This window comes from Mycobacterium sp., from assembly GCF_049647605.1.
GTDB lineage: Bacteria > Actinomycetota > Actinomycetes > Mycobacteriales > Mycobacteriaceae > Mycobacterium.
In genome coordinates this window covers 24128-42760 of record NZ_JBARXZ010000175.1, presented here as the reverse complement: position 1 = coordinate 42760, position 18633 = coordinate 24128, and the positions used below count along the sequence as shown (strand labels likewise).

The following is an 18633-nucleotide window of genomic DNA, read 5'->3' as shown; positions in this document are numbered from 1 at the left end:
CTGTTTGGCCAGCGTCTTCTCCCGTGCGGTGCGTTTTGGTGCCGGCTGGGCCTGCGCCCGCGACGAACCCGGTTTGCGACCCCGCACGATCCCGATGAATTCCTCGACCAGCGGCGGCTGCGGCCCGTCCGGGATGGCAAGCGCCACCGGGCAGGTCGGCGCGTCGGTGATCGGTCGAAACGTCAGATCCTTGCGGTGGAAAAGCCGCGCCAACGACTGCGGAACGATGAGCGCTCCCATCCCGGCAGCGACGAGTTCCATTGCCTCCGCGGTGGTCTCGGGTCGGTGCTCGACGGGAGTCCCGGGAGCGTCCGCCCAGGCGAGGACATCGTCGAGTGGGACCAGCATCGGCTCACCGTCGAGGTCCGCGGCGGTGATGTCATCGACGGCACTGAGGAGGTGATCGGTCGGCACCACGGCGACCGTGGTTTCTTCGTAGAGCGGGATGACGGCCAGCCCTGACGTGTCGGCCGGCAGCCGGAGCAGTGCCGCGTCGACGGTGCCGGCCCGCACCGCCGCGGCCGCGTCTGCCGCCGCGACCGCACACAACTGCAACGGAACCTGCGGATGGCGCTCTGCCCAGTTCCGGGCCCACTTCGCCGGCGTCCCGCCGGGAACGTAACCGAGGGTGAACGAGGGCGCAGTCACCGCATCAGGCTACCGATAAGCTCTACCCATGAGCAGGCCGAACGCGCAGTCCATGAAACCCGCCACGGCGGCGAAGAAGCTGGACGTCTACTTGCCCGCGACACCTGCAGAGTTCCAGGGGAACTCGATCACCCGCGACGAACTCGCCGCACTGCAGGCCGACCCCCCGCAGTGGCTCAAGGACCTCCGCAAGAACGGCCCGCACCCGAAGAACCTCGTGGCAGCCAAGCTGGGCGTCTCGATCGCCGGCCTCGGCCGCGGTGGCATCGTCGAAGCGCTGACCACCGAGCAGATCGATGCGCTGTTGGAGGAGAAGCCGGACTGGCTGACGGCCGAACGCGACAGCTACCAGGCGGTCCTGCGCGAGGAGCGGCGCATCAAATCGCTGCATGCGGAGAAGGCTCGCGGAAGCTGACCACTGGCTACCGCTGACGATCTACCGGTAAAAGATCTCGCTGACCCGATCGAAGAACCGATCGACACGCTGCTCCAGTCGAGTGCCCTTCACCCACGTCTCCCACACGTAGATCAGGCCGAAGATCGCGGCGACGATGCCAAGGACTACGGCGGAGATGACGATCACCTCAGCGGTTGTCGACATCGCTTCCGTTCACAGCCGGTTGGTGAGTTGGTGATGAGCGCCGCCTGATCACTGGCCAAGTTGACCAACGGAAGTCCGGCGGTGACCACTGTCCCATGGATATCGCTGCGCTGAAAGAGCCTGGGCGTCACGCGTTCAGATCGACGTGTTCGGCAAGCCGCCGGACGCCTTCGGCGATCTGGCCGATACTCGCGGCCCCGTAGGAGAACCGCAGGAACGGCGCGGGCGGCTCGTCGACAAAGAAATGCCGCCCGTCGCCGACGAGCACCCCGGCCGCATAGGCGACGGCGCACACCTCACGGGTATCCGTGCCCTCCGGCAATCGCGCCCACAGGTGGAAGCCACCTCGAGGTATCTGCGGAATGCGAATACCGGGGAGGCTGGCCCCAATCGCAGCGACGAGCGCGTCGCGCCGGGCACCGAGTTCGCTGCGGAGTCGTTTCACGTGCCGCGGCCACACGTTCGAGGTGAGCAGGCTCAGGGCGATCTCCTGCACGATCGGCGCGACGCAGAGGTCGTCAGCGGTGCGCGATGCCCGGAACCGGGCGCCTGCCGGACCGCGGGCGATGACCGCACCGAGCCGGAGCCCCGGTGAGGCCGGTTTCGAGAGCGTGAGGACTGACACCACGTGCCCGTGTGGATCCTCCGCGGACAGCGGGACCGGGGCCGGTCCGTCGATGCCGAGGTGTCTGGCCCAGTCGTCCTCGATGATGAATGCACCGTGTCGGGCAGCAAGTTCGAGTACCTGCTTGCGTCGTTGCGCGCTCAGGACCGCACCGGTCGGGTTCGCGTAGCTCGGCTGAAGATAGATCACCCGTGCCCGGGTGCGTTCGAGCTCGTCGGCGAGCCGGTCGACCTGAATCCCGTTGGTGTCGGCGGGTACTGACGACAGGTGAAGCCCAGCGCTCTGCGCAGCGAGGATCGCCCCCGGATAGCTCGGACTCTCGGTGATGACCGCCGAGCCCGGCTCGGCGAGGGTGCGCATCGCGAAGACGAGACCCTGCTGCCCGCCGGATACGACGAGCACGTCGTTCGGGTCGGCGCGGTAGTCGGCGGCGAGGATCCGCCGCAGTTCCGGGGACCCCGCCGGCGGTGTCATGGTCCAGGCACGACCGCTCTTGGCCGCACGCGAGCCGAGGCGGTGTAGCTCCTCGTTCGGCAGCAGTTCCGGGGCGAGGTACCCCCAGGAGAGCGGGATGTGCTCCGGGGTGCCGTAGGCGCCCAGGCGGGCGGCCCGGTCGGCGTCCACTCTGGCGGGCCCGAGCGCCTGGGACTGCCAGGAGAAATCCGGTTCTGGTAGTTGTTCCCGGCTCGCCACGAACGTCCCCCGCCCAGGCTCGGCGCGCACCAGCCCGGATGCACTCAGTTCCGCCAGCGCCGCCGAGACGGTGGCCGCGCTGGCGTGGAACTGCGCTGCCAGTTCGCGCACCCCGGGCAGCTTCTCGCCGGGGCGCGTCGTCGCGATCAACTGGTGCAGCTGCGTCGCAATGGCTGACGACCTGTTACCGTTGGACATGAAGCTAGTAGATAACGTTACTGCGTTTTCGGCAAGCCCGTTACTGTCCGGCGGCCGTGCTGTGGTGCGGGATGCGTCGGTCTCAGCCGTCATCGCCGGCTTCCTGTCGGCGCTCATCAACTTTGCCGGGCCGTTCCTGATCGTGCTGGAAGCCACCCGCGCAGCCGGTCTGGACGAGGCACAGACCGCATCCTGGGTGTGGGCGGTGTCGATCGGAAACGGCGTGTGCAGCATCGCATTGAGTCTGTTCACCCGCATCCCGGTGATCGTCGCGTGGTCGACGCCCGGAGCGGCGCTGCTGATCGGCTCGCTCGGCGGATTCTCCTTCGCCGAGGCCGTGGGCGCCTTCCTGGTCGCCTCGCTCGCGGCTGCGGTGGTCGGGTACACGGGATGGTTCGGGTGGCTGCTGGCCAGGGTGCCCGGCCCGGTCCTGCAGGCGCTCCTCGCGGGAATCCTGCTGCCGTTCATCGTGTCCGCCGCAGGCGCGTTCGCAAGCGCACCGCTGATCGCCGGAAGCATCGCCATCGCCTTCTTCCTGGGCAAGCGCTTCTTCGACCGCTACGCCGTGCTCGCGGCGCTGGTCGCAGGCCTCGCGATGACGTGGGCGACCGGGTCGTTCCACGCCTTCACACCGTCGCTGACGCTCGGCGGTCCGGTCCTGACGATGCCGGTGTTCACTCCGGCCGCACTTGTCAGCATCGCGCTGCCGCTGTTCATCGTCACGATGGCCTCCCAGAACGCGCCCGGGCTGACCCTGCTCCACTCGCAAGGGTACGAACCGAACGACCGCCTGCTGGTGGGCTCCATCTCGACGGTCTCGACAATCCTCGCGCCCTTCGGCTGTCACGGGATCAACCTGGGCGCGATCACCGCTGCGATCGCACTCGGCCCGGAGTCGCACCCAGACCTGGGCAGGCGTTACATCGCCGGCCTCGCAGGCGGTTTCACCTATCTGCTCGTCGGTTCCTTCGGAGGTGTGCTCGTCGCCGCATTCCGCACGATCCCGACCGAGACGGTCACGATGCTCGCCGCCGTCGCGCTGCTCGGATCAGCGCTCACCGCCCTCAAAGGCGCGCTCGGCGGTGACGGTCGCGCGGGACTGGCCGCCCTGACAACTCTCGCGGTCACCATGTCGGGAGTCGCGATCTTGAGTGTCGGCGCCGCGTTCTGGGGCCTGCTCGCCGGCACTGCGGTCTACCTGATCCTCGCTCCGCGGCGGGCCCGGACCCGCTCCGACGACCCCAAGGAGGCTCCGTTGACGACGTAACACCAAGGGCCACACCGTGAAATACCGAAACCACCGAGATCCGAACCCAACAGGAGCAACCCCATGACAACACACACCGCCCCGACCATCCGTCCGCTCGCCGCCACCGATGAGGCCCGCTGGCGCGTCCTCTTCCGGGCCTACCGCACGTTCTACAAACTGGCCGAGTCCGAAGAGGTTGTCTCGCGCGCCTGGGGGTGGCTCATGGACCCCCGCCACGAATGCAAAGCCCTGGTGGCCGAAGCCGACGGGGCTGTGGTGGGTTTTGCACACCACCGCCGCTTCTCCTCGCCGTACACCGGTACCACCGGCATCTTCCTGGATGACCTGTTCACCGACCCCGAGGTCCGCGGCCGGGGCGTCGGCCGCGCCCTCATCGGACGTCTCACCGAGATGGCGGGCGCCGAGGGTCGGGCCGTGGTCCAGTGGGTGACCGCGGAGGACAACCACACCGCCCAAGCCCTGTACAACACCCTCGCTACGCGTACGGGCTGGGTCACCTACGAAGCCCAACCGACCACGACGTAGTCGAGCCGGGTCAGCGAAGCGGATCCCGGCCGTTCCAGGCTACGAGGCGGTCGATGGCGGGAGCGTCGTCGGGGATCGGGACGGCCTCGGCGAACGGGACGGAGACCTCGCCGAGGCCCATCGCGGCCGAGATCTCTTCGTAAAGCGCTCGGCGGTTCTCGGGCGGCAGGATCTGGTGTGCCGCCTGCAGCGCTGCAGCGATCACCGTGTCGTCCCAGTCGGGCTGCTGACTGGTCGCCGTCGCGAGATCCCACGTGTGGACGGTCAGCTCGGAGAAGTATGACGCCAGCACCTCGGCGCCGCTGCCCTGAATCCACGGCAGCGCCATTGGTCGTTGGAGCACAGCGTCATCGCCCCAGGCGGCCGCCGCCCGTCTCGCCGACTCCCGCCAAGCATCGGGCCAGCGATCATCGGTCACCGGGGTCTCGGTGACCGCGAAGGGATCTTCGCCGTTGCCGAGCGCGGCAACGCGGCCAAGCACGCCGACGAGATGAGCGAGAAGCGCTCGCACGTTCATCGCTGAGCATGGCGTCGGATCGGTGAGCTGTTCTGGCTGGATACCGGCAATGACGACCCCGCAGGTGGCGATGGCACGGTCGAGAATGGGCCGGGGATCGTTGGGGCGGTCCGCGGCGGAACTGGTCGGTGTGGTCATAGCATCATTGTGTCCACTGAAACCGGTCATCTGGTGACCGGTTTTATGTGGAAATCTGCTGGGGTGCGCGCTGACCGGCTGGTGGCCATCCTCCTTCTGCTGCAACGACGCGAACAGGTCACGGCATCGGAGGTCGCCCAGGAGTTGGAGGTGTCCGAGCGCACCGCCCGCCGCGACCTCGAAGCGTTGAGCGTCGCCGGGGTGCCCGTGTACTCGATGCAGGGCCGAGGAGGCGGCTGGCGCCTCGTGGGCGGCGCTCGCACCGACCTCTCGGGTCTGACCGCACGCGAGGCTCGCGCCCTGTTTCTGGTGGCCGGACCCGCTTCGACGGCATCCCCGGCCGTGAAAGCCGCTCTGCGCAAGCTCATCCGCGCGCTGCCCGAGTCCTTCCGGGAGCAGGCCGAGGCAGCCGCGACCTCAGTCGTCGTAGACCCACAACACTGGGGATCGAGCCACCTCGCGCCGCCGCCACCCCGGCTTCTCGACGAACTACAAGAGGCGGTGATCCGCGGCGTACAGGTACGGCTCGACTACGTCGACCGCACCGGTTCCGAGACCGAGCGGACCGTCCATCCACTGGGCATCGTCGCCAAGGGTCACACGTGGTATCTGGTCTCCCATACCGACGCCGGTCGACGGACCTTCCGGATCGACCGGGTTTTGTCGATCGAGTTGACCGACGACCCCGTCCACCGACCCGCAGGATTCGACCTTGCCGCGAGCTGGCGCGAGATCGCCGACGAAGTGGACCGAAAGCGCACCCCCCTCGAGATCCAGGCCGTGTGCACTCCCGACGGGCTCAGCCTGCTCCGGACGATGCTCGGGGGCCGCCTCGAAGTCGGCGGTTCCACTTCAGATGGCCGGATCGAGATCGTGATCCGCGGCCACAACGAATACGCCCTCGCAGCCGAACTTGCCGGGCTCATCAAATGGCTCGAGATAACCGGCCCGCAGGGCGTTCGTGACCATCTGGCCACCATCGGCGCCGCGCTGGTCGCGCGGTACAGCTGAGCCCGACTACGCCGACGGTTGATGCCGCGCGGTCTCCCCCTCGGCCAGCTCGCGCAGCGTGAGCAGTTGTTTGCGCATCATCACCGAATCACCCAGGGCCAGCGCCCATCCGAACGCACGAGGTCCACCGAACAGCACCCGCACCTGCAGTCGGGTCGCTGCGCCCACCGGCCGCACCGCATAGGTGACCGCGACCCGTCCGGTCCGCAGGGTGATGTGCTCGTCGGGAACGAAGTCGACAAGCTCGAAGATGTGCATGAAGCGCTGTCCGGCAGCAAGTTTTGTCAACTCCGGGTCGCGAGATCGCGGACTGCGGCGGCCGAAGTTGTCCAACAGGTCATAGCTGTAGGGCGCCCCCCGCAATTGGCACAACCAACCAAAGGTGACCGATGGCGACGCCGCGATACCGATGGCCCGGTCCGCTCGGGCCGCGGCGTGCGGCGCGATGGCGTCACACGGCAGGGGCACGGATCGCTCCTCCGCGGTAGCGCCCCAGTTCCAGATCAACGGATCGCCCCGGCAATGCGGTGCAGCGTCCAGCGCACCACCAGCTTGTGCATTCCGGTGCCGATCACCAGGGCACGGTAGATCCTGCCGCGCAGACCCGGGAAGGCCGCCCAGGTCTGCGACCGCACCCGGGTGTGCTCGGCGTCGAGGCGATCCAATTCGAAGACCCACTCGTAGATCGCAAACGGGTGGCGGCCGGCCAGCACGAACCGTTCGGGCTCGCGCGCCTCGTCGATGCGGAAGCCCAGGGGCGGTCCGCCCAGACGGGCCGTGATCGCCGCCCACGTGTCGTCGCGGTCGGCATCGACAGCTATGGCATGCTCGTCGATATAGGGCAATCGTTTCATATAGAAGGAATGTACTAGATCGTGGCACCTCCACGGAAGCATCAAACCGACGCGATCCTCGACGCGACGCGCACAGTGGTACTCGCCGACGGCCCGCGGGCAGCCGGTATCGCGGCCATCGCCAAGGCCAGCGGCGCCCCGGCAGGCACGCTGTATCACCGGTTCGGCAACCGCAACGGCATCGTCACCGCGGCCTGGCTGCGGGCGCTGCAGCGGTTCCAGACCGAGGCATTGGCGGCCTCCGGGGAGACGCCTGTGGCGGCCGCGGTGGCGATGGGCGTGTCCGCGGTCCGATTCGCGCGGACGCTACCCGAGGACGCTCAGCTGCTACTGACAATCCGACCCCGCGACCTGCTCGACGGTGAACCCGATGAGGCGTTTGGTGCGCGGCTGGCGCAGATGAACGCACCCCTGATCGCACGGCTACGGGAGCTGACCCGGGCGCTGCGCGGTGATGACAACCCACGGTCGCTGGACGCCGTCACCCGGGCGGTGGTCGACCTGCCGTATGCGGTGGTGCGCCGACATGCCCACGACCGTGAACTGCCACCATGGCTGGAGGACGATCTGGCCGAAGCCATCCGTAAACTGCTGGCGTGAAACGCATTATGCGTCGACCGACAGCCGAGTCGGACACCGAATTCGATCGGCGAGGGGCAGGCAGCCCCGCCCCGGACCCAGCTGACCGAAGAGCAGACCTTCGACACATCTTGTGATGGGACATGAGCCGAAGAACAAGGATGACCCAGGTCACAACTTAACGTTGCTTAACGTCTTGGTTGGCTCCTACGGTGCGATCATCGGATTTGGCAGAGCTGATAAAACGCCGCTGCTGGTTCCGCCCAGAGAAGGAGTTTCATGCGCGACGCCACGACGGCCACCGCCCAGTCCCAAGAAATCACCATCCGGAACGACGGCGTCGACATCGACGTGGTCGTTGATGTGAAAACCACTCTGGGAGAGAGCCCGGTGTGGGACCAGGAGCAGCAACGGCTCTACTGGGTCGACAGCATGGACGGGCGGGTTTTCAGCGCGACTGCACAGGGCTCCGAGATTCGAGCGTGGGAGGTCGAACAGAAGATCGGCTCGATGGCCCTCACGCGAGACGGCGAGAGTGCGATCGTGGCACTGCAGGACGGTCTGTATGAGCTTCGGCTCGACTCCGGCGAGTTGACGTTGCTGGTCGAGCTTGAAGCTGACCTGCCCAACAACCGTCTCAATGACGGAAAAGTCGACAGGGCAGGCCGTTTCATCTTCGGGTCGATGGACACATTGGAAGAAGCACCCCGGGGAAAGCTGTACAGCTACAGCCCTGACGGGACCCTCGCCGTACTCGATGAGGGCATCGTTTGCTCCAACGGCCCATGCTTTTCCCCCGACGGATCGACGTTGTACTTCACTGATACGTGGTCCGGCGAAATCTGGTGCTACGACTACAACGTCGACACCGGCGCAGCGACAAACCGCCGTAGGTTTGCCCTCGTCGACACCAGCTTCGGCGGCGCTGCCGACGGCGCCACCGTCGATGCGGAGGGCTATGTGTGGGTAGCCCTTGTCTACGGCGGCAAGATCATTCGCTACGCGCCGGACGGCAGCGTTGACCGAACCATCGACTTCCCGGTTCTCAAGGTGACCAGCGTGAATTTCGGTGGACCGGACCTCGACATTCTGTACGCCACCTCGATGGCAAAACCGCCGCTGCCTCGATTCCCCGACGACGGGCAGCTGCGTGGGTCGTTGTTCGCGGTACGCGGTCTCGGCGTGCGGGGTATCGCCGAGCCGCGCTTCGGCGGATAGCCACACCCCCCAACAATCCCGTCCACTTCCGAGGAAGACACTCATGGCTACGTCTCGGCGCGGCTCGCTGCGCAAAACACACAAATACTCCTGGATCTCGTTGGCCGTGTGCTGGCTGATCTGGGTGCTCAACGCCTATGACCGCGAGATCATCCTGCGTCTGGGGCCCACGATCTCCGAAGCGTTCGACCTGACCCCGGACCAATGGGGTGCGATCGTTTCGCTGATCATGGTCTCGCTGGCGATCCTGGCGATCCCGGGGTCATCGTTGAGCGACAGGTATGGCGGCGGCTGGAAGCGCGCCCGCTTCCAGGTGCCGCTGGTGATCGGTTACACCGCTTTGTCTTTGGTCTCCGGCATCAAAGCCGTCAGCTCGAACCTCATCGCCTTCATCGCGCTGCGCATCGGTGTCAACCTGGGCGCAGGATGGGGCGAGCCGGTGGGTATCAGCAATACGGCGGAGTGGTGGCCCAAAGAACGTCGCGGCTTCGCCTTGGGCGTCCATCACACCGGATATCCGGTCGGTTCGCTGCTGAGCGGGCTGACCGCGGCGGTGGTGATCGCTGTCTTTGGTCCGTCGAATTGGTCCTACACCCTGTTCCTGACGTTCCTGGTTGCCGTTCCGGTGATGATCTTCTGGGGTCGCTACTCCACGAAGGACAAGATGGATGTGCTCTACGACTCCATCACCGCACAAGATTTGACACCCCCGGACCGCGACCCGGTGCACGTGCGCCAAGAGGGCGAACCGGGACCGATCGGCGCCTGTTTCCGCAACCGCACCATCTCCCTGACTGCGATGACGGTACTGCTGACCCAGATCGTCTACATGGGCGTCAATGTGGTGCTACCGCCATACCTGTACAACATCGTTGGTCTCTCACTGGCCGAATCTGCGGGGCTCAGTGTCGTTTTTGCGCTGACCGGGATCGTGGGCCAAGTTCTGTGGCCGTCCCTCTCAGATGTGATCGGCCGCCGCACCACCATCATCATCTGCGGGGTGTGGCTGGCGATCAGCGTGGCCTGCTTCTACTTCGCCACGTCGTCGCTCCTGGTCGTGATCGTCCAGCTGGTATTCGGCCTGGTCGCCAACGCGGTGTGGCCGATTTACTACGCCGCCGCCTCTGACGCGGCACCGCTGGGCGCGGTCTCTACCGCCAACGGTGTCATCACGACTGCCATGTTCATCGGTGGCGGTATCGCGCCGCTGCTGATGGGCCGCCTGATCGCCCTGAGCGGTGGCTGGACCCAGGTCGCCGGATACATCGTCTGCTTCCTGGTTCTGGCGGGATGCGCGCTGGTAGGGGCACTGCTGCAGATCTTCACCAAAGACCACAGGTTTGCGCAGGCACCGCCACGCTCCGCCGCCGACCCCGAGACGGTCACCAAATAGCGGTGAGCAGCGTTGAGTCTTCACTTAACGTTGCTTACCGTTCGTGAATACCTGTGAAATAGGGGTCACCACCGGCCGAGAAGGCAGCTCGGCGACCTTGACGCCAGGAAGGGAGCACGGTGAACACCACGACCAGCACCGATGCTGCTGCCGCGGCAAAAAGAGTGTCGGCCGCTGCTGTCGCCCGCGCCTGCGGTGTATCGCCGGCGACAGTGAGTTATGTGATGAACGGACAAGGCGGGGTGTCTGCGGAGACTCGTCGTCGCATCATCGCGACCGCCGCTGAGCTCGGGTACCGGCCTGCCACCGGAGCGCGGCGCGACCCCACCTTGACTCGGGTGGTCGGCCTGATCCTTCCCAACATCGTCAACCCGATGTTCGGGACGTGGGCCCAACACCTCATCTCCGCTACCCGCAAGGCGGGATTCGACGTCTTCGTGGCCACCACGCAGGACGATCCGGAGACACTCGCTCAGGTGGCCGCCACCGTCGCGGCGCGCAACGTCGACGGCGTCGTCATCGCCGCGTCCTTGCGTGAGGATCTACGTGCGTTGCGCGTCCTACGACACAAACGCATACCGTACGTCTGCCTGTCGCGTAGAACCGACCACCAGCCGTGCGACTTCGTCGGAATCGACGACGATGCGGCTGCAAGCACATTGATGGAACATGTTCTTTCCCATGGCTATACAGAGATTGCCACAGTGATCGGACCCCGGTTCTCCACCGCCTCCCTGAGCCGGGAGAACGCGTTTGTCAGGACCGCCCGGAGCGCCGGCATCGAGATCACCGGGCCACGCAAGATCAGCACCCATCTCGACAGCGCCGGCGGGAGAGCAGCAGCCGAGTCGCTGCTGGCATCGCCGAAACCGCCTCAGGTCGTGGTCTGCGGATCTGACGAAATCGCGATCGGCATCATGGAATACGCGGTCTCGGCCGGTCTGCGAGTGCCCGAGGACCTCGCAGTGGTGGGTGGCGACGGTCTCCCACACAGCCGCTCGGCCCTGATCGCACTGACCACCGTGGTGCAACCAATGAAAGAAATGGCCGAACGGTCCTTCGAGCTTCTGCTCGAACAGATCTCGGCGCCACGCACGTCCTATCACCACATCATCTGCCAACACCGTCTCCACATCGGCCGGACGTGCGGCTGCACTCCCGGAGAGCAGATCAAGGCCTCCCCCGACTAACCCGACAGCACCAGCACAACCCCACGAACGGTCACCGGCCGTGCGTCTGTTCACCCTGCGCCTCCACTGACCGCCCCGAATCCCAAAGGAGACCTCACGATGAGTTCCAACGGCCTCAATCTCACCGAGCGACGCGTACTGGTCACCGCCGGCGCATCGGGCATCGGCCTGGCCATCGCCACCGCCATGAAAGACCTCGGTGCCGACGTCTTCGTCACCGACGTACAAGCTGATGCGGTCGAGTCCGCCAGAGCGTCCGGTTTCGCCGCCGAGGTCAGCGATGCCTCCAACGAAGACGACGTGCGCACCCTCATGGCGTCGGTCTCCAACACCCTCGGCGGTCTCGACATCCTGGTCAACAACGCCGGTATCGCGGGTCCGACCGGCCCGGTGGACCAACTCGACACCGCAGCGTGGAAGAACACTTTCGAGGTCAACATTCACGGCCAGTTCTACTGCGTCAAACACGCACTACCCCTGCTGCGCCAATCCTCCGACCCATCGATCATCAACATGTCCTCGGCAGCGGGTCGGCTCGGAATGGCCGGCCGCACACCCTATTCGGCATCAAAATGGGCGGTCATCGGCTTTACGAAGTCCCTCGCAATCGAACTCGGCGCTGACGGTATCCGGGTCAACGCGATCTGCCCCGGCGCCGTGAACGGCCCCCGCATCGACGCGGTGATCGAAGCCAAGGCCGACATGCTCGGCCGGTCGGTCGACGAAGTGGCTGCACTCTACCGCGGCCAGTCCTCACTGGGCCGGCTCGTCGACGCCGAGGACATCGCCAATATGGCTGTCTTCTTGTCCAGTGCGTTGGCCCGCAACGTCAACGGCCAGGCCATGGCAGTCGACGGCGACACCAACAAACTCTTCTGATCCCCCACCCCACCACCAGAAGGAACTGCGCCCCATGGCCGTCAAGAGAAAAGTCATCATCACCAGCGCCGTCACCGGCGCCATCCACACCCCGAGCATGTCTCCACATCTGCCGGTCAGCGCCGTCGAGATCGCCGACGCCGCCATCGGCGCAGCGCAGGCCGGCGCCGCCATCGTCCACATGCACGCCCGCAGCCCCATCGACGGTCGACCGTCCCAGGACCCCAAAGACTTCGAACCGATCCTGTCGAAGCTCAAAGCCAACACCAACGCCGTCATCAACATCACCACCGGCGGCTCACCCCATATGACCGTCGATGAACGGATGCGGCCGGTCGCCACGTTCTCTCCGGAACTCGCCTCGTTGAACATGGGCTCGATGAACTTCGGTCTCTACCCGATGCTGGAGCGCTTCAAATCCTTTGACCACGAGTGGGAGCGCGAAGCGCTGGAGAAGTCACGTGACCTCGTCTTCAAGAACACCTTCGCCGATATCGAACGCATCCTGGAAATCGGCAACACCAACAACACCCGCTTCGAATTCGAGTGCTACGACATCTCGCACCTGAACAACCTCGCGCACTTCCACAACCGCGGCCTGGCCCGCGGGCCGCTGTTCGTGCAGTCCGTCTTCGGGCTACTCGGTGGGATCGGCGGACATCCCGAAGACCTCATGCACATGAGGCGCACCGCCGACCGGCTCCTCGGCGAGGATTACCTGTGGTCGATCTTGGGTGCCGGCAAGAACCAGATGCCGTTGGCGACCATCGGCGCCGCGATGGGATCACATGTGCGTGTCGGCCTCGAGGATTCGTTGTGGATCGCCCCCGGACAGTTGGCGGCCTCCAATGCCGAACAGGTCACCCGAATCCGCACCATCCTGGAAGCGCTCAACTTCCAGGTCGCCACTCCCGACGAAGCACGCGAAATGCTGAACCTCAAGGGAGCCGACAAGGTCGGTTTCTAGAAGCTGCCGGTTCCCCCATAGAGCTGATCGGATGACACGCGTGCCCAGCAACACCGGCGAAGTCCTGTCCCGGGTCGACGGCACCGTCGGTGTTGTGACCCTGAACCGCCCGAGAGCGATCAACGCCCTCACCCACTCGATGATCACCACGCTGCACCCGGTGCTCACCCAGTGGGCGGAGAATCCGGCGATCACCGCGGTGGTGGTCAACGGAGCCGGCACCCGGGGACTCTGCGCGGGCGGCGACGTCGTGGCGATCTATCACAGCGCCCGCAACGGAGGCGCGGATGCCCGCCGCTTCTGGTACGACGAGTACCGGCTGAACGCGTTGATCAGCAAGTACCCCAAGCCGTACGTCGCACTGATGGACGGTGTCGTGATGGGCGGCGGCGTGGGCATCAGCGCTCACGGCAACACGCGCATCGTCACCGATAGATCCATGGTCGGTATGCCCGAGGTCAAGATCGGCCTCATCCCCGATGTGGGCGGCACCTATCTGCTCGCGCGGGCACCCGGCCTCCTCGGACTACACGCCGGACTCACCGGCGCCCCATTCACCGGCGCCGACGCCATCGCGATGGGTTTCGCCGATCACTTCGTGCCCCACGATCGCCTGACCGATCTCACCCGGGCCATCATCACCGATGGCGTACCGGCCGCACTGGCGACTTACGCCACCGAACCCCCGAGCAGTAACCTTGCCGCACAACAGAAATGGATCGACCACTGCTATGCCGGCGACACCGTTGCCGACATCTTGGCCGAACTTCGCGGCCACCACTGCGGTCCGGCCAATGCTGCCGCAGACGTGATCGCATGCCAGTCACCGATCGCCGTCTCCGTGACACTGCAGGCCATCCGGCAGGCCGCCAACCTCGACAATCTGGAAGACGTCCTCGAGCAGGAGTATCGGACCGTCTGCGCATCTCTGAAGTCCCACGATCTGGTGGAGGGTATCCGCGCACAACTCGTCGACAAGGACCGGAATCCCAGATGGTCACCTGCCTCGATAGCCGACATCACCGCCCAGGACGTCGCCGCCTACTTCGAGGCCGAAGTCGACGCGTGAACGGGCGTCGATGGAGTCATTGCATGCAATAATCGCTCAGTGGATGCATACGACGGCCTGCTGGGCTTGATCCGCACGGGCGAGCTGCGCGGGGACGTCAAAGTCTCCGAGTCGTCACTTGCCGAGCAGCTGGGCGTGAGTCGCACCCCCGTGAGAGAGGCACTGCGAGTTCTGGATGCGCAACGCCTGGTCGTCAGCCAGGGCCGCGGCGTGCGAGCCAGGGTGCCGGGCGCCCGGGAGCTCACGGAGGCGTTCGAGACGCGGTGTGCGCTGGAAAGCTTTGCCGCACAACAGGCGGCAACATCCCAGCGCGCCGGGATGTTGTTGCCCGCGCGGTTGCGTGAGGTGGAACGCCTTGCCGCCTCCTGCGACCAGGCGACTCGGATGGCGGGTGCACTGGCAGGAGCGGAGGAGAACCGCAGGTTCCACCTGGCCCTGGCGGCATTGGCCGGCAACAGTCAGATCAACACGCTGCTGACAGCGGTGTGGGACCAGATCACCATCGCCGCCCGGGCCGGGTTGACCACCACGCCCCGGGCGGACGATGTCCACCGCGAACATGAAGCCATTCTGCAAGCCATCACCAGCGGGCAACCCGACCACGCGCGCAGCGCGGTGTCAGCCCACGTCGATCACACCCGGAGCATCGCCCTGAACGACATCGAGGAAAGGCAGGCCCACGCATGAGCGGCAAGACACACGAGTACGACGTCAGCGTCGTCTGGACCGGCAACCACGGAACCGGAACCACCGGATACACCGCCTACGGCCGCGAACACGAGGTCCGCGCCCCCGCGGCTCCCACCATCCTCGGCACCGCGGATCCGGCCTTTCGTGGGGACCCCACGCGGTGGAACCCGGAGCAACTGCAAGTGGCGGCACTGTCGCAGTGCCACATGCTCTGGTACCTCAACCTCGCTGCGAAGGCCGGGGTTGTCGTCACCGCCTATGAAGATCACGCCCACGGCGTCATGAGCCAGGACGCTACCGGGGGCGGCCAGTTCGAGTCGGTGACACTGCGACCGAGCGTGACCATCACCGCCGACAGCGACCACGAGGCTGCTCTGCGGCTACACGCCGACGCATCCGCGAAGTGCTTCATCGCCCGCTCGGTCAACTTCCCCGTGCACCACAAACCGGTCACCACTGTCGAAGATGCGGCCATGCCCTCGAACCCCGGGTAGCCCATATCCACCACCCGACAACGGCGCCCCACCCTGAGCCGCGACACGCCGAAGGTTGTGCGTTGACCCAGGCTCTACAAAAGCTGCACCATCTCTCACAGTCGAGAGTTCTTTTCTGCCAATGAATTTCAATGCCAGTACGGGCCCAGAAGCGTCGCGTCGCCTTCGCGCAAGCTGAACACCCTGGAGCCGGGTGACTACCGCCTCATGGAAGCGGCGCACACACTCGATGTCGGACAATCCATTACCGCCAGCGCATACAGCGAAGGGCAGATGAAGGCTGAAGCCGCGGACTGCAACCGCTCGGATGCCACGCTGCAGCTTGTATCTCAAGGCGACTCGACAGCGACCTGCCCCGGCAGTAATGGGCAGGGCGGCATCTATCCGATGCTCGCCAGCGACACCCGGACGTTGTGCTTCATCCTCAATCTGCACGAGGGACGCTGCTATGCCATCGCCCGCGCCGCGGTTCCGGTCGACTGCACCGACCCCACCGCGAACGTGAAAGTCGCCCGCCGCGTCGAGGGCAACGCAGAGGATGCAGCGTGTGGTGTCGACGCCGAGATGTTGGCTTACGTTGAGCAGCAGCGCGTGTTCTGCCTCATCTCGCCTTGACAGCCTTCCACACTGGTAGCGAGCTCCCAATATGGCTCTTTCGCCTGACTTTCACAGGCTCATCAGCAGGGTTCCCCTGGAGAGTGGGAGGTGGCTTTTTCCGGTCTTACCCGCACACGTTTTGGCGCGTCTCACTATTGCATTTCCCATGCGTACGACCTCCTTTGGGATGATCGTTGACAGGTACCCGATAACTTCCGATACTGCGAAGCCCGAGAAAAAACCCAGCGGACCAACGGTCAAAAACACTATGGCTGCCATCGTCAGCCTGAGAACACCACCTCCCAGGGACGCCGACTTATGCGGCGTTTCGGCAATTCAGAAGAACATCACAGCATGCAGGACACGCAACCCTCGACTTCGGTTCCCTCCAAAGCCATCTGGCGAAGACGGATGTAGTACAGCGTCTTGATCCCCTTGCGCCAGGCGTAGATCTGCGCCTTGTTCACGTCGCGGGTATTGGCGGTGTCCTTGAAGAACAGCGTCAGGCTCAGCCCCTGGTCGACGTGCTGGGTGGCGGCTGCATAGGTGTCGATGATCTTTTCGTACCCGATCTCGTACGCATCCTGGTAGTACTCCAGGTTGTCGTTGTTCAGGTACGGCGCCGGGTAGTAGACGCGGCCGATCTTGCCTTCCTTGCGGATCTCGATCTTGCTCGCCACCGGGTGGATCGAGGACGTCGAGTGGTTGATGTAGGAGATCGATCCCGTCGGCGGAACGGCCTGCAGGTTCTGGTTGTAGATGCCGTGCGCCTGCACCGACTCCTTCAACCGCTTCCAGTCGTCTTGGTCAGGGATCCGGATGTTGGCATCGGCGAAGAGCGTGCGCACCTTGTCGGTGGCCGGCTCCCACACCTGTTCGGTGTACTTGTCGAAGAACTCACCCGAGGCGTACTTCGACTTCTCGAAGCCACCGAAGCGCTTGCCACGTTCGATCGCAATTTGATTCGACGCCCGCAGTGCGTGATACAGCACCGTGTAGAAGTAGATGTTGGTGAAGTCGACACCTTCTTCAGAGCCGTAGTGGATGCGCTCGCGGGCCAGATAGCCGTGCAGGTTCATCTGCCCCAGCCCGATGGCGTGGGAGTCGTTGTTGCCCTGCTCGATCGAGGGCACCGACCAGATGTGGGTCTGGTCGCTCACCGCGGTCAGCGCACGAATCGCCGTTTCGATGGACTGCGCGAAGTCTGGCGAGTCCATGGCCTTGGCGATGTTCATCGACCCGAGGTTGCACGAGATGTCCTTGCCCACTTTGGCATACGAGAGGTCATCGTTGAACAGCGACGGTGTCGACACCTGCAGGATCTCCGAGCACAGGTTGCTGTGCGTGATCTTGCCCTCGATGGGATTGGCGCGGTTCACCGTGTCCTCGTACATGATGTACGGATAGCCGGACTCGAACTGCAGCTCTGCCAGCGTCTGGAAGAACTCGCGGGCCTTGATCTTGGTCTTGCGGATCCGGCCGTCGTTGACCATCTCGTGGTACTTCTCGGTGACCGAGATGTCGGCAAAGGGCAGCCCGTAGACCTTCTCGACGTCGTACGGCGAGAAGAGGTACATGTCCTCGTTCTTCTTGGCCAGCTCGAAGGTGATGTCCGGGATGACCACTCCGAGCGAGAGGGTCTTGATGCGGATCTTCTCGTCGGCGTTCTCGCGCTTGGTGTCCAGGAACCGGTAGATGTCGGGGTGGTGCGCATGCAGGTACACCGCGCCGGCACCCTGGCGGGCACCGAGCTGATTGGCGTACGAGAACGAATCCTCGAGCAGCTTCATGATCGGGATGACACCGGAACTCTGGTTCTCGATGTTCTTGATCGGTGCGCCGTGCTCGCGAATGTTGGTCAGCAGCAAGGCAACTCCGCCGCCGCGCTTGGACAGCTGCAACGCCGAGTTGATGGAGCGCCCGATGGACTCCATGTTGTCCTCGATGCGCAGCAGGAAGCAGGACACCGGCTCGCCGCGCTGCTTCTTACCCGAGTTGAGGAATGTCGGCGTCGCCGGCTGGAACCGGCCGTCGATGATCTCGTCGACCAGTTTCTCGGCAAGCGTGGTGTCACCGGAGGCCAGCGTCAACGCCACCATCACCACCCGGTCTTCGAACCGCTCGAGGTAGCGCTTTCCGTCGAAGGTCTTCAGCGTGTAGGAGGTGTAGTACTTGAACGCACCGAGGAACGTCGGGAACCGGAACTTCTTGGCGTAAGCGCGATCCAGCAGCGACTTGACGAAGTTACGGGAGTACTGGTCGAGCACCTCGCGCTCGTAGTAGTTCTTCTGCACCAGGTAGTCGAGCTTCTCGTCCTGGTTGTGGAAGAACACCGTGTTCTGGTTGACGTGCTGCAGGAAGTACTGATTGGCGGCTTCCCGGTCCTTGTCGAACTGGATCTTGCCGTCTTTGTCGTACAGGTTGAGCATCGCGTTGAGCGCGTGATAGTCAGTCTCACCCGGAAGGGCGTGTACAGC

At 64.9% G+C, this 18633-nt stretch carries 21 protein-coding genes and 1 other RNA gene; 14 read left to right on the top strand and 8 right to left on the bottom strand.

Annotated features, from left to right (window positions below; all coding sequences use genetic code 11):
* Nucleotides 1-648 (bottom strand): LysR family substrate-binding domain-containing protein (locus tag WBB07_RS22375; RefSeq protein WP_526310663.1); only part of this gene is annotated, 648 nt, incomplete at its 3' end.
* A 28-nt stretch (nt 649-676) separates the two neighbouring features.
* Here WBB07_RS22375 and WBB07_RS22370 point away from each other — a divergent pair.
* Nucleotides 677-1063, top strand: a complete 387-nt coding sequence (locus tag WBB07_RS22370) for a DUF5997 family protein (protein WP_526310661.1) — start codon at nt 677-679, stop codon at nt 1061-1063.
* A 21-nt stretch (nt 1064-1084) separates the two neighbouring features.
* Here WBB07_RS22370 and WBB07_RS22365 read toward each other — a convergent pair whose 3' ends face one another.
* Both WBB07_RS22365 and WBB07_RS22360 read right to left on the bottom strand, forming a co-directional pair.
* On the bottom strand, nt 1085-1249 hold the full coding sequence (locus tag WBB07_RS22365; RefSeq protein ID WP_526310659.1) for a hypothetical protein: 165 nt from the start codon (nt 1247-1249) through the stop codon (nt 1085-1087).
* 127 nt (nt 1250-1376) lie between these two features.
* Complete coding sequence (locus WBB07_RS22360; protein ID WP_526310657.1) at nt 1377-2765, bottom strand: aminotransferase-like domain-containing protein; 1389 nt, start codon at nt 2763-2765, stop codon at nt 1377-1379.
* Between WBB07_RS22360 and WBB07_RS22355 the strand changes: the two genes are divergently transcribed.
* Entirely contained in the window at nt 2764-4032 is a 1269-nt protein-coding gene (locus tag WBB07_RS22355; protein WP_526310655.1) for a benzoate/H(+) symporter BenE family transporter, read from the top strand. The two genes, WBB07_RS22360 and WBB07_RS22355, sit on opposite strands and share 2 nt — an antisense overlap.
* A 63-nt stretch (nt 4033-4095) precedes the next feature.
* The gene (locus WBB07_RS22350) at nt 4096-4560 is read left to right on the top strand and encodes a GNAT family N-acetyltransferase (RefSeq protein ID WP_526310653.1); all 465 of its coding nucleotides are present in this window, start codon (nt 4096-4098) and stop codon (nt 4558-4560) included.
* A 10-nt stretch (nt 4561-4570) separates the two neighbouring features.
* Here the strand turns inward: WBB07_RS22350 and WBB07_RS22345 are convergent, their stop codons facing one another.
* The gene (locus WBB07_RS22345) at nt 4571-5215 is read right to left on the bottom strand and encodes a TIGR03086 family metal-binding protein (protein WP_526310651.1); all 645 of its coding nucleotides are present in this window, start codon (nt 5213-5215) and stop codon (nt 4571-4573) included.
* A gap of 63 nt (nt 5216-5278) precedes the next feature.
* Here WBB07_RS22345 and WBB07_RS22340 point away from each other — a divergent pair, with 63 nt between their 5' ends.
* Entirely contained in the window at nt 5279-6226 is a 948-nt protein-coding gene (locus WBB07_RS22340; RefSeq protein WP_526310649.1) for a helix-turn-helix transcriptional regulator, read from the top strand.
* A 6-nt stretch (nt 6227-6232) separates the two neighbouring features.
* On the opposite strand, the gene WBB07_RS22335 is transcribed toward WBB07_RS22340, so the two are convergent.
* Entirely contained in the window at nt 6233-6694 is a 462-nt protein-coding gene (locus tag WBB07_RS22335; protein ID WP_526310647.1) for an SRPBCC family protein, read from the bottom strand.
* 35 nt (nt 6695-6729) lie between these two features.
* Entirely contained in the window at nt 6730-7080 is a 351-nt protein-coding gene (locus tag WBB07_RS22330; RefSeq protein WP_526310645.1) for a hypothetical protein, read from the bottom strand.
* Nucleotides 7081-7101: 21 nt separating this feature from the next.
* On the opposite strand from WBB07_RS22330, the gene WBB07_RS22325 reads away from it, so the two are divergent.
* The 10 genes from WBB07_RS22325 (at nt 7102) to WBB07_RS22280 (ending at nt 16174) form a co-directional block, all read left to right on the top strand.
* Entirely contained in the window at nt 7102-7680 is a 579-nt protein-coding gene (locus WBB07_RS22325) for a TetR/AcrR family transcriptional regulator (RefSeq protein ID WP_526310643.1), read from the top strand.
* 258 nt (nt 7681-7938) lie between these two features.
* On the top strand, nt 7939-8877 hold the full coding sequence (locus WBB07_RS22320; protein WP_526310641.1) for an SMP-30/gluconolactonase/LRE family protein: 939 nt from the start codon (nt 7939-7941) through the stop codon (nt 8875-8877).
* A 43-nt stretch (nt 8878-8920) separates the two neighbouring features.
* Nucleotides 8921-10270, top strand: coding sequence for an MFS transporter (locus WBB07_RS22315; protein WP_526310639.1), 1350 nt, complete (start codon nt 8921-8923; stop codon nt 10268-10270).
* A gap of 119 nt (nt 10271-10389) precedes the next feature.
* Nucleotides 10390-11460: a LacI family DNA-binding transcriptional regulator gene (locus WBB07_RS22310; RefSeq protein ID WP_526310637.1), complete on the top strand. Its 1071-nt coding sequence runs from the start codon at nt 10390-10392 to the stop codon at nt 11458-11460.
* Nucleotides 11461-11559: 99 nt separating this feature from the next.
* Complete coding sequence (locus WBB07_RS22305) at nt 11560-12339, top strand: SDR family NAD(P)-dependent oxidoreductase (RefSeq protein ID WP_526310635.1); 780 nt, start codon at nt 11560-11562, stop codon at nt 12337-12339.
* Between the two features lie 34 nt (nt 12340-12373).
* Nucleotides 12374-13306, top strand: coding sequence for a 3,5-dioxohexanoate:acetyl-CoA acetone transferase (gene kce / locus WBB07_RS22300; protein ID WP_526310633.1), 933 nt, complete (start codon nt 12374-12376; stop codon nt 13304-13306).
* Between the two features lie 40 nt (nt 13307-13346).
* The gene (locus WBB07_RS22295; protein ID WP_526310632.1) at nt 13347-14375 is read left to right on the top strand and encodes a 3-hydroxyisobutyryl-CoA hydrolase; all 1029 of its coding nucleotides are present in this window, start codon (nt 13347-13349) and stop codon (nt 14373-14375) included.
* Between the two features lie 39 nt (nt 14376-14414).
* On the top strand, nt 14415-15062 hold the full coding sequence (locus tag WBB07_RS22290) for a GntR family transcriptional regulator (protein WP_526310630.1): 648 nt from the start codon (nt 14415-14417) through the stop codon (nt 15060-15062).
* Nucleotides 15059-15559 carry an OsmC family protein gene (locus WBB07_RS22285; RefSeq protein ID WP_526310628.1) on the top strand — a complete coding sequence of 167 codons (501 nt, stop codon included), beginning with the start codon at nt 15059-15061 and terminating at the stop codon, nt 15557-15559. Before WBB07_RS22290 ends, WBB07_RS22285 begins: the two co-directional genes overlap by 4 nt.
* Nucleotides 15560-15766: 207 nt before the next feature.
* Nucleotides 15767-16174, top strand: coding sequence for an LppU/SCO3897 family protein (locus tag WBB07_RS22280; RefSeq protein WP_526310626.1), 408 nt, complete (start codon nt 15767-15769; stop codon nt 16172-16174).
* A gap of 248 nt (nt 16175-16422) precedes the next feature.
* On the opposite strand, the gene WBB07_RS22275 is transcribed toward WBB07_RS22280, so the two are convergent.
* Together WBB07_RS22275 and nrdE are read right to left on the bottom strand one after the other, a co-directional pair.
* Nucleotides 16423-16490: hammerhead ribozyme type II (locus tag WBB07_RS22275), an RNA gene on the bottom strand.
* A 13-nt stretch (nt 16491-16503) separates the two neighbouring features.
* Nucleotides 16504-18585, bottom strand: coding sequence for a class 1b ribonucleoside-diphosphate reductase subunit alpha (gene nrdE, locus WBB07_RS22270; protein ID WP_526310667.1), 2082 nt, complete (start codon nt 18583-18585; stop codon nt 16504-16506).
* Nucleotides 18586-18633: the final 48 nt, after the last annotated feature.

Coding starts and splice junctions, on each gene's coding strand:
- WBB07_RS22345 (WP_526310651.1), bottom strand. CDS start 5,215: ATGACCACACCGACCAGTTCCGCCGCGGACCGCCCCAACGATCCCCGG.
- WBB07_RS22355 (WP_526310655.1), top strand. CDS start 2,764: ATGAAGCTAGTAGATAACGTTACTGCGTTTTCGGCAAGCCCGTTACTG.
- WBB07_RS22280 (WP_526310626.1), top strand. CDS start 15,767: ATGGAAGCGGCGCACACACTCGATGTCGGACAATCCATTACCGCCAGC.
- WBB07_RS22305 (WP_526310635.1), top strand. CDS start 11,560: ATGAGTTCCAACGGCCTCAATCTCACCGAGCGACGCGTACTGGTCACC.
- WBB07_RS22285 (WP_526310628.1), top strand. CDS start 15,059: ATGAGCGGCAAGACACACGAGTACGACGTCAGCGTCGTCTGGACCGGC.
- WBB07_RS22360 (WP_526310657.1), bottom strand. CDS start 2,765: ATGTCCAACGGTAACAGGTCGTCAGCCATTGCGACGCAGCTGCACCAG.
- WBB07_RS22370 (WP_526310661.1), top strand. CDS start 677: ATGAGCAGGCCGAACGCGCAGTCCATGAAACCCGCCACGGCGGCGAAG.
- WBB07_RS22315 (WP_526310639.1), top strand. CDS start 8,921: ATGGCTACGTCTCGGCGCGGCTCGCTGCGCAAAACACACAAATACTCC.
- WBB07_RS22330 (WP_526310645.1), bottom strand. CDS start 7,080: ATGAAACGATTGCCCTATATCGACGAGCATGCCATAGCTGTCGATGCC.
- kce (WP_526310633.1), top strand. CDS start 12,374: ATGGCCGTCAAGAGAAAAGTCATCATCACCAGCGCCGTCACCGGCGCC.
- WBB07_RS22365 (WP_526310659.1), bottom strand. CDS start 1,249: ATGTCGACAACCGCTGAGGTGATCGTCATCTCCGCCGTAGTCCTTGGC.
- WBB07_RS22320 (WP_526310641.1), top strand. CDS start 7,939: ATGCGCGACGCCACGACGGCCACCGCCCAGTCCCAAGAAATCACCATC.
- WBB07_RS22350 (WP_526310653.1), top strand. CDS start 4,096: ATGACAACACACACCGCCCCGACCATCCGTCCGCTCGCCGCCACCGAT.
- nrdE (WP_526310667.1), bottom strand. CDS start 18,585: ATGCTCAACCTGTACGACAAAGACGGCAAGATCCAGTTCGACAAGGAC.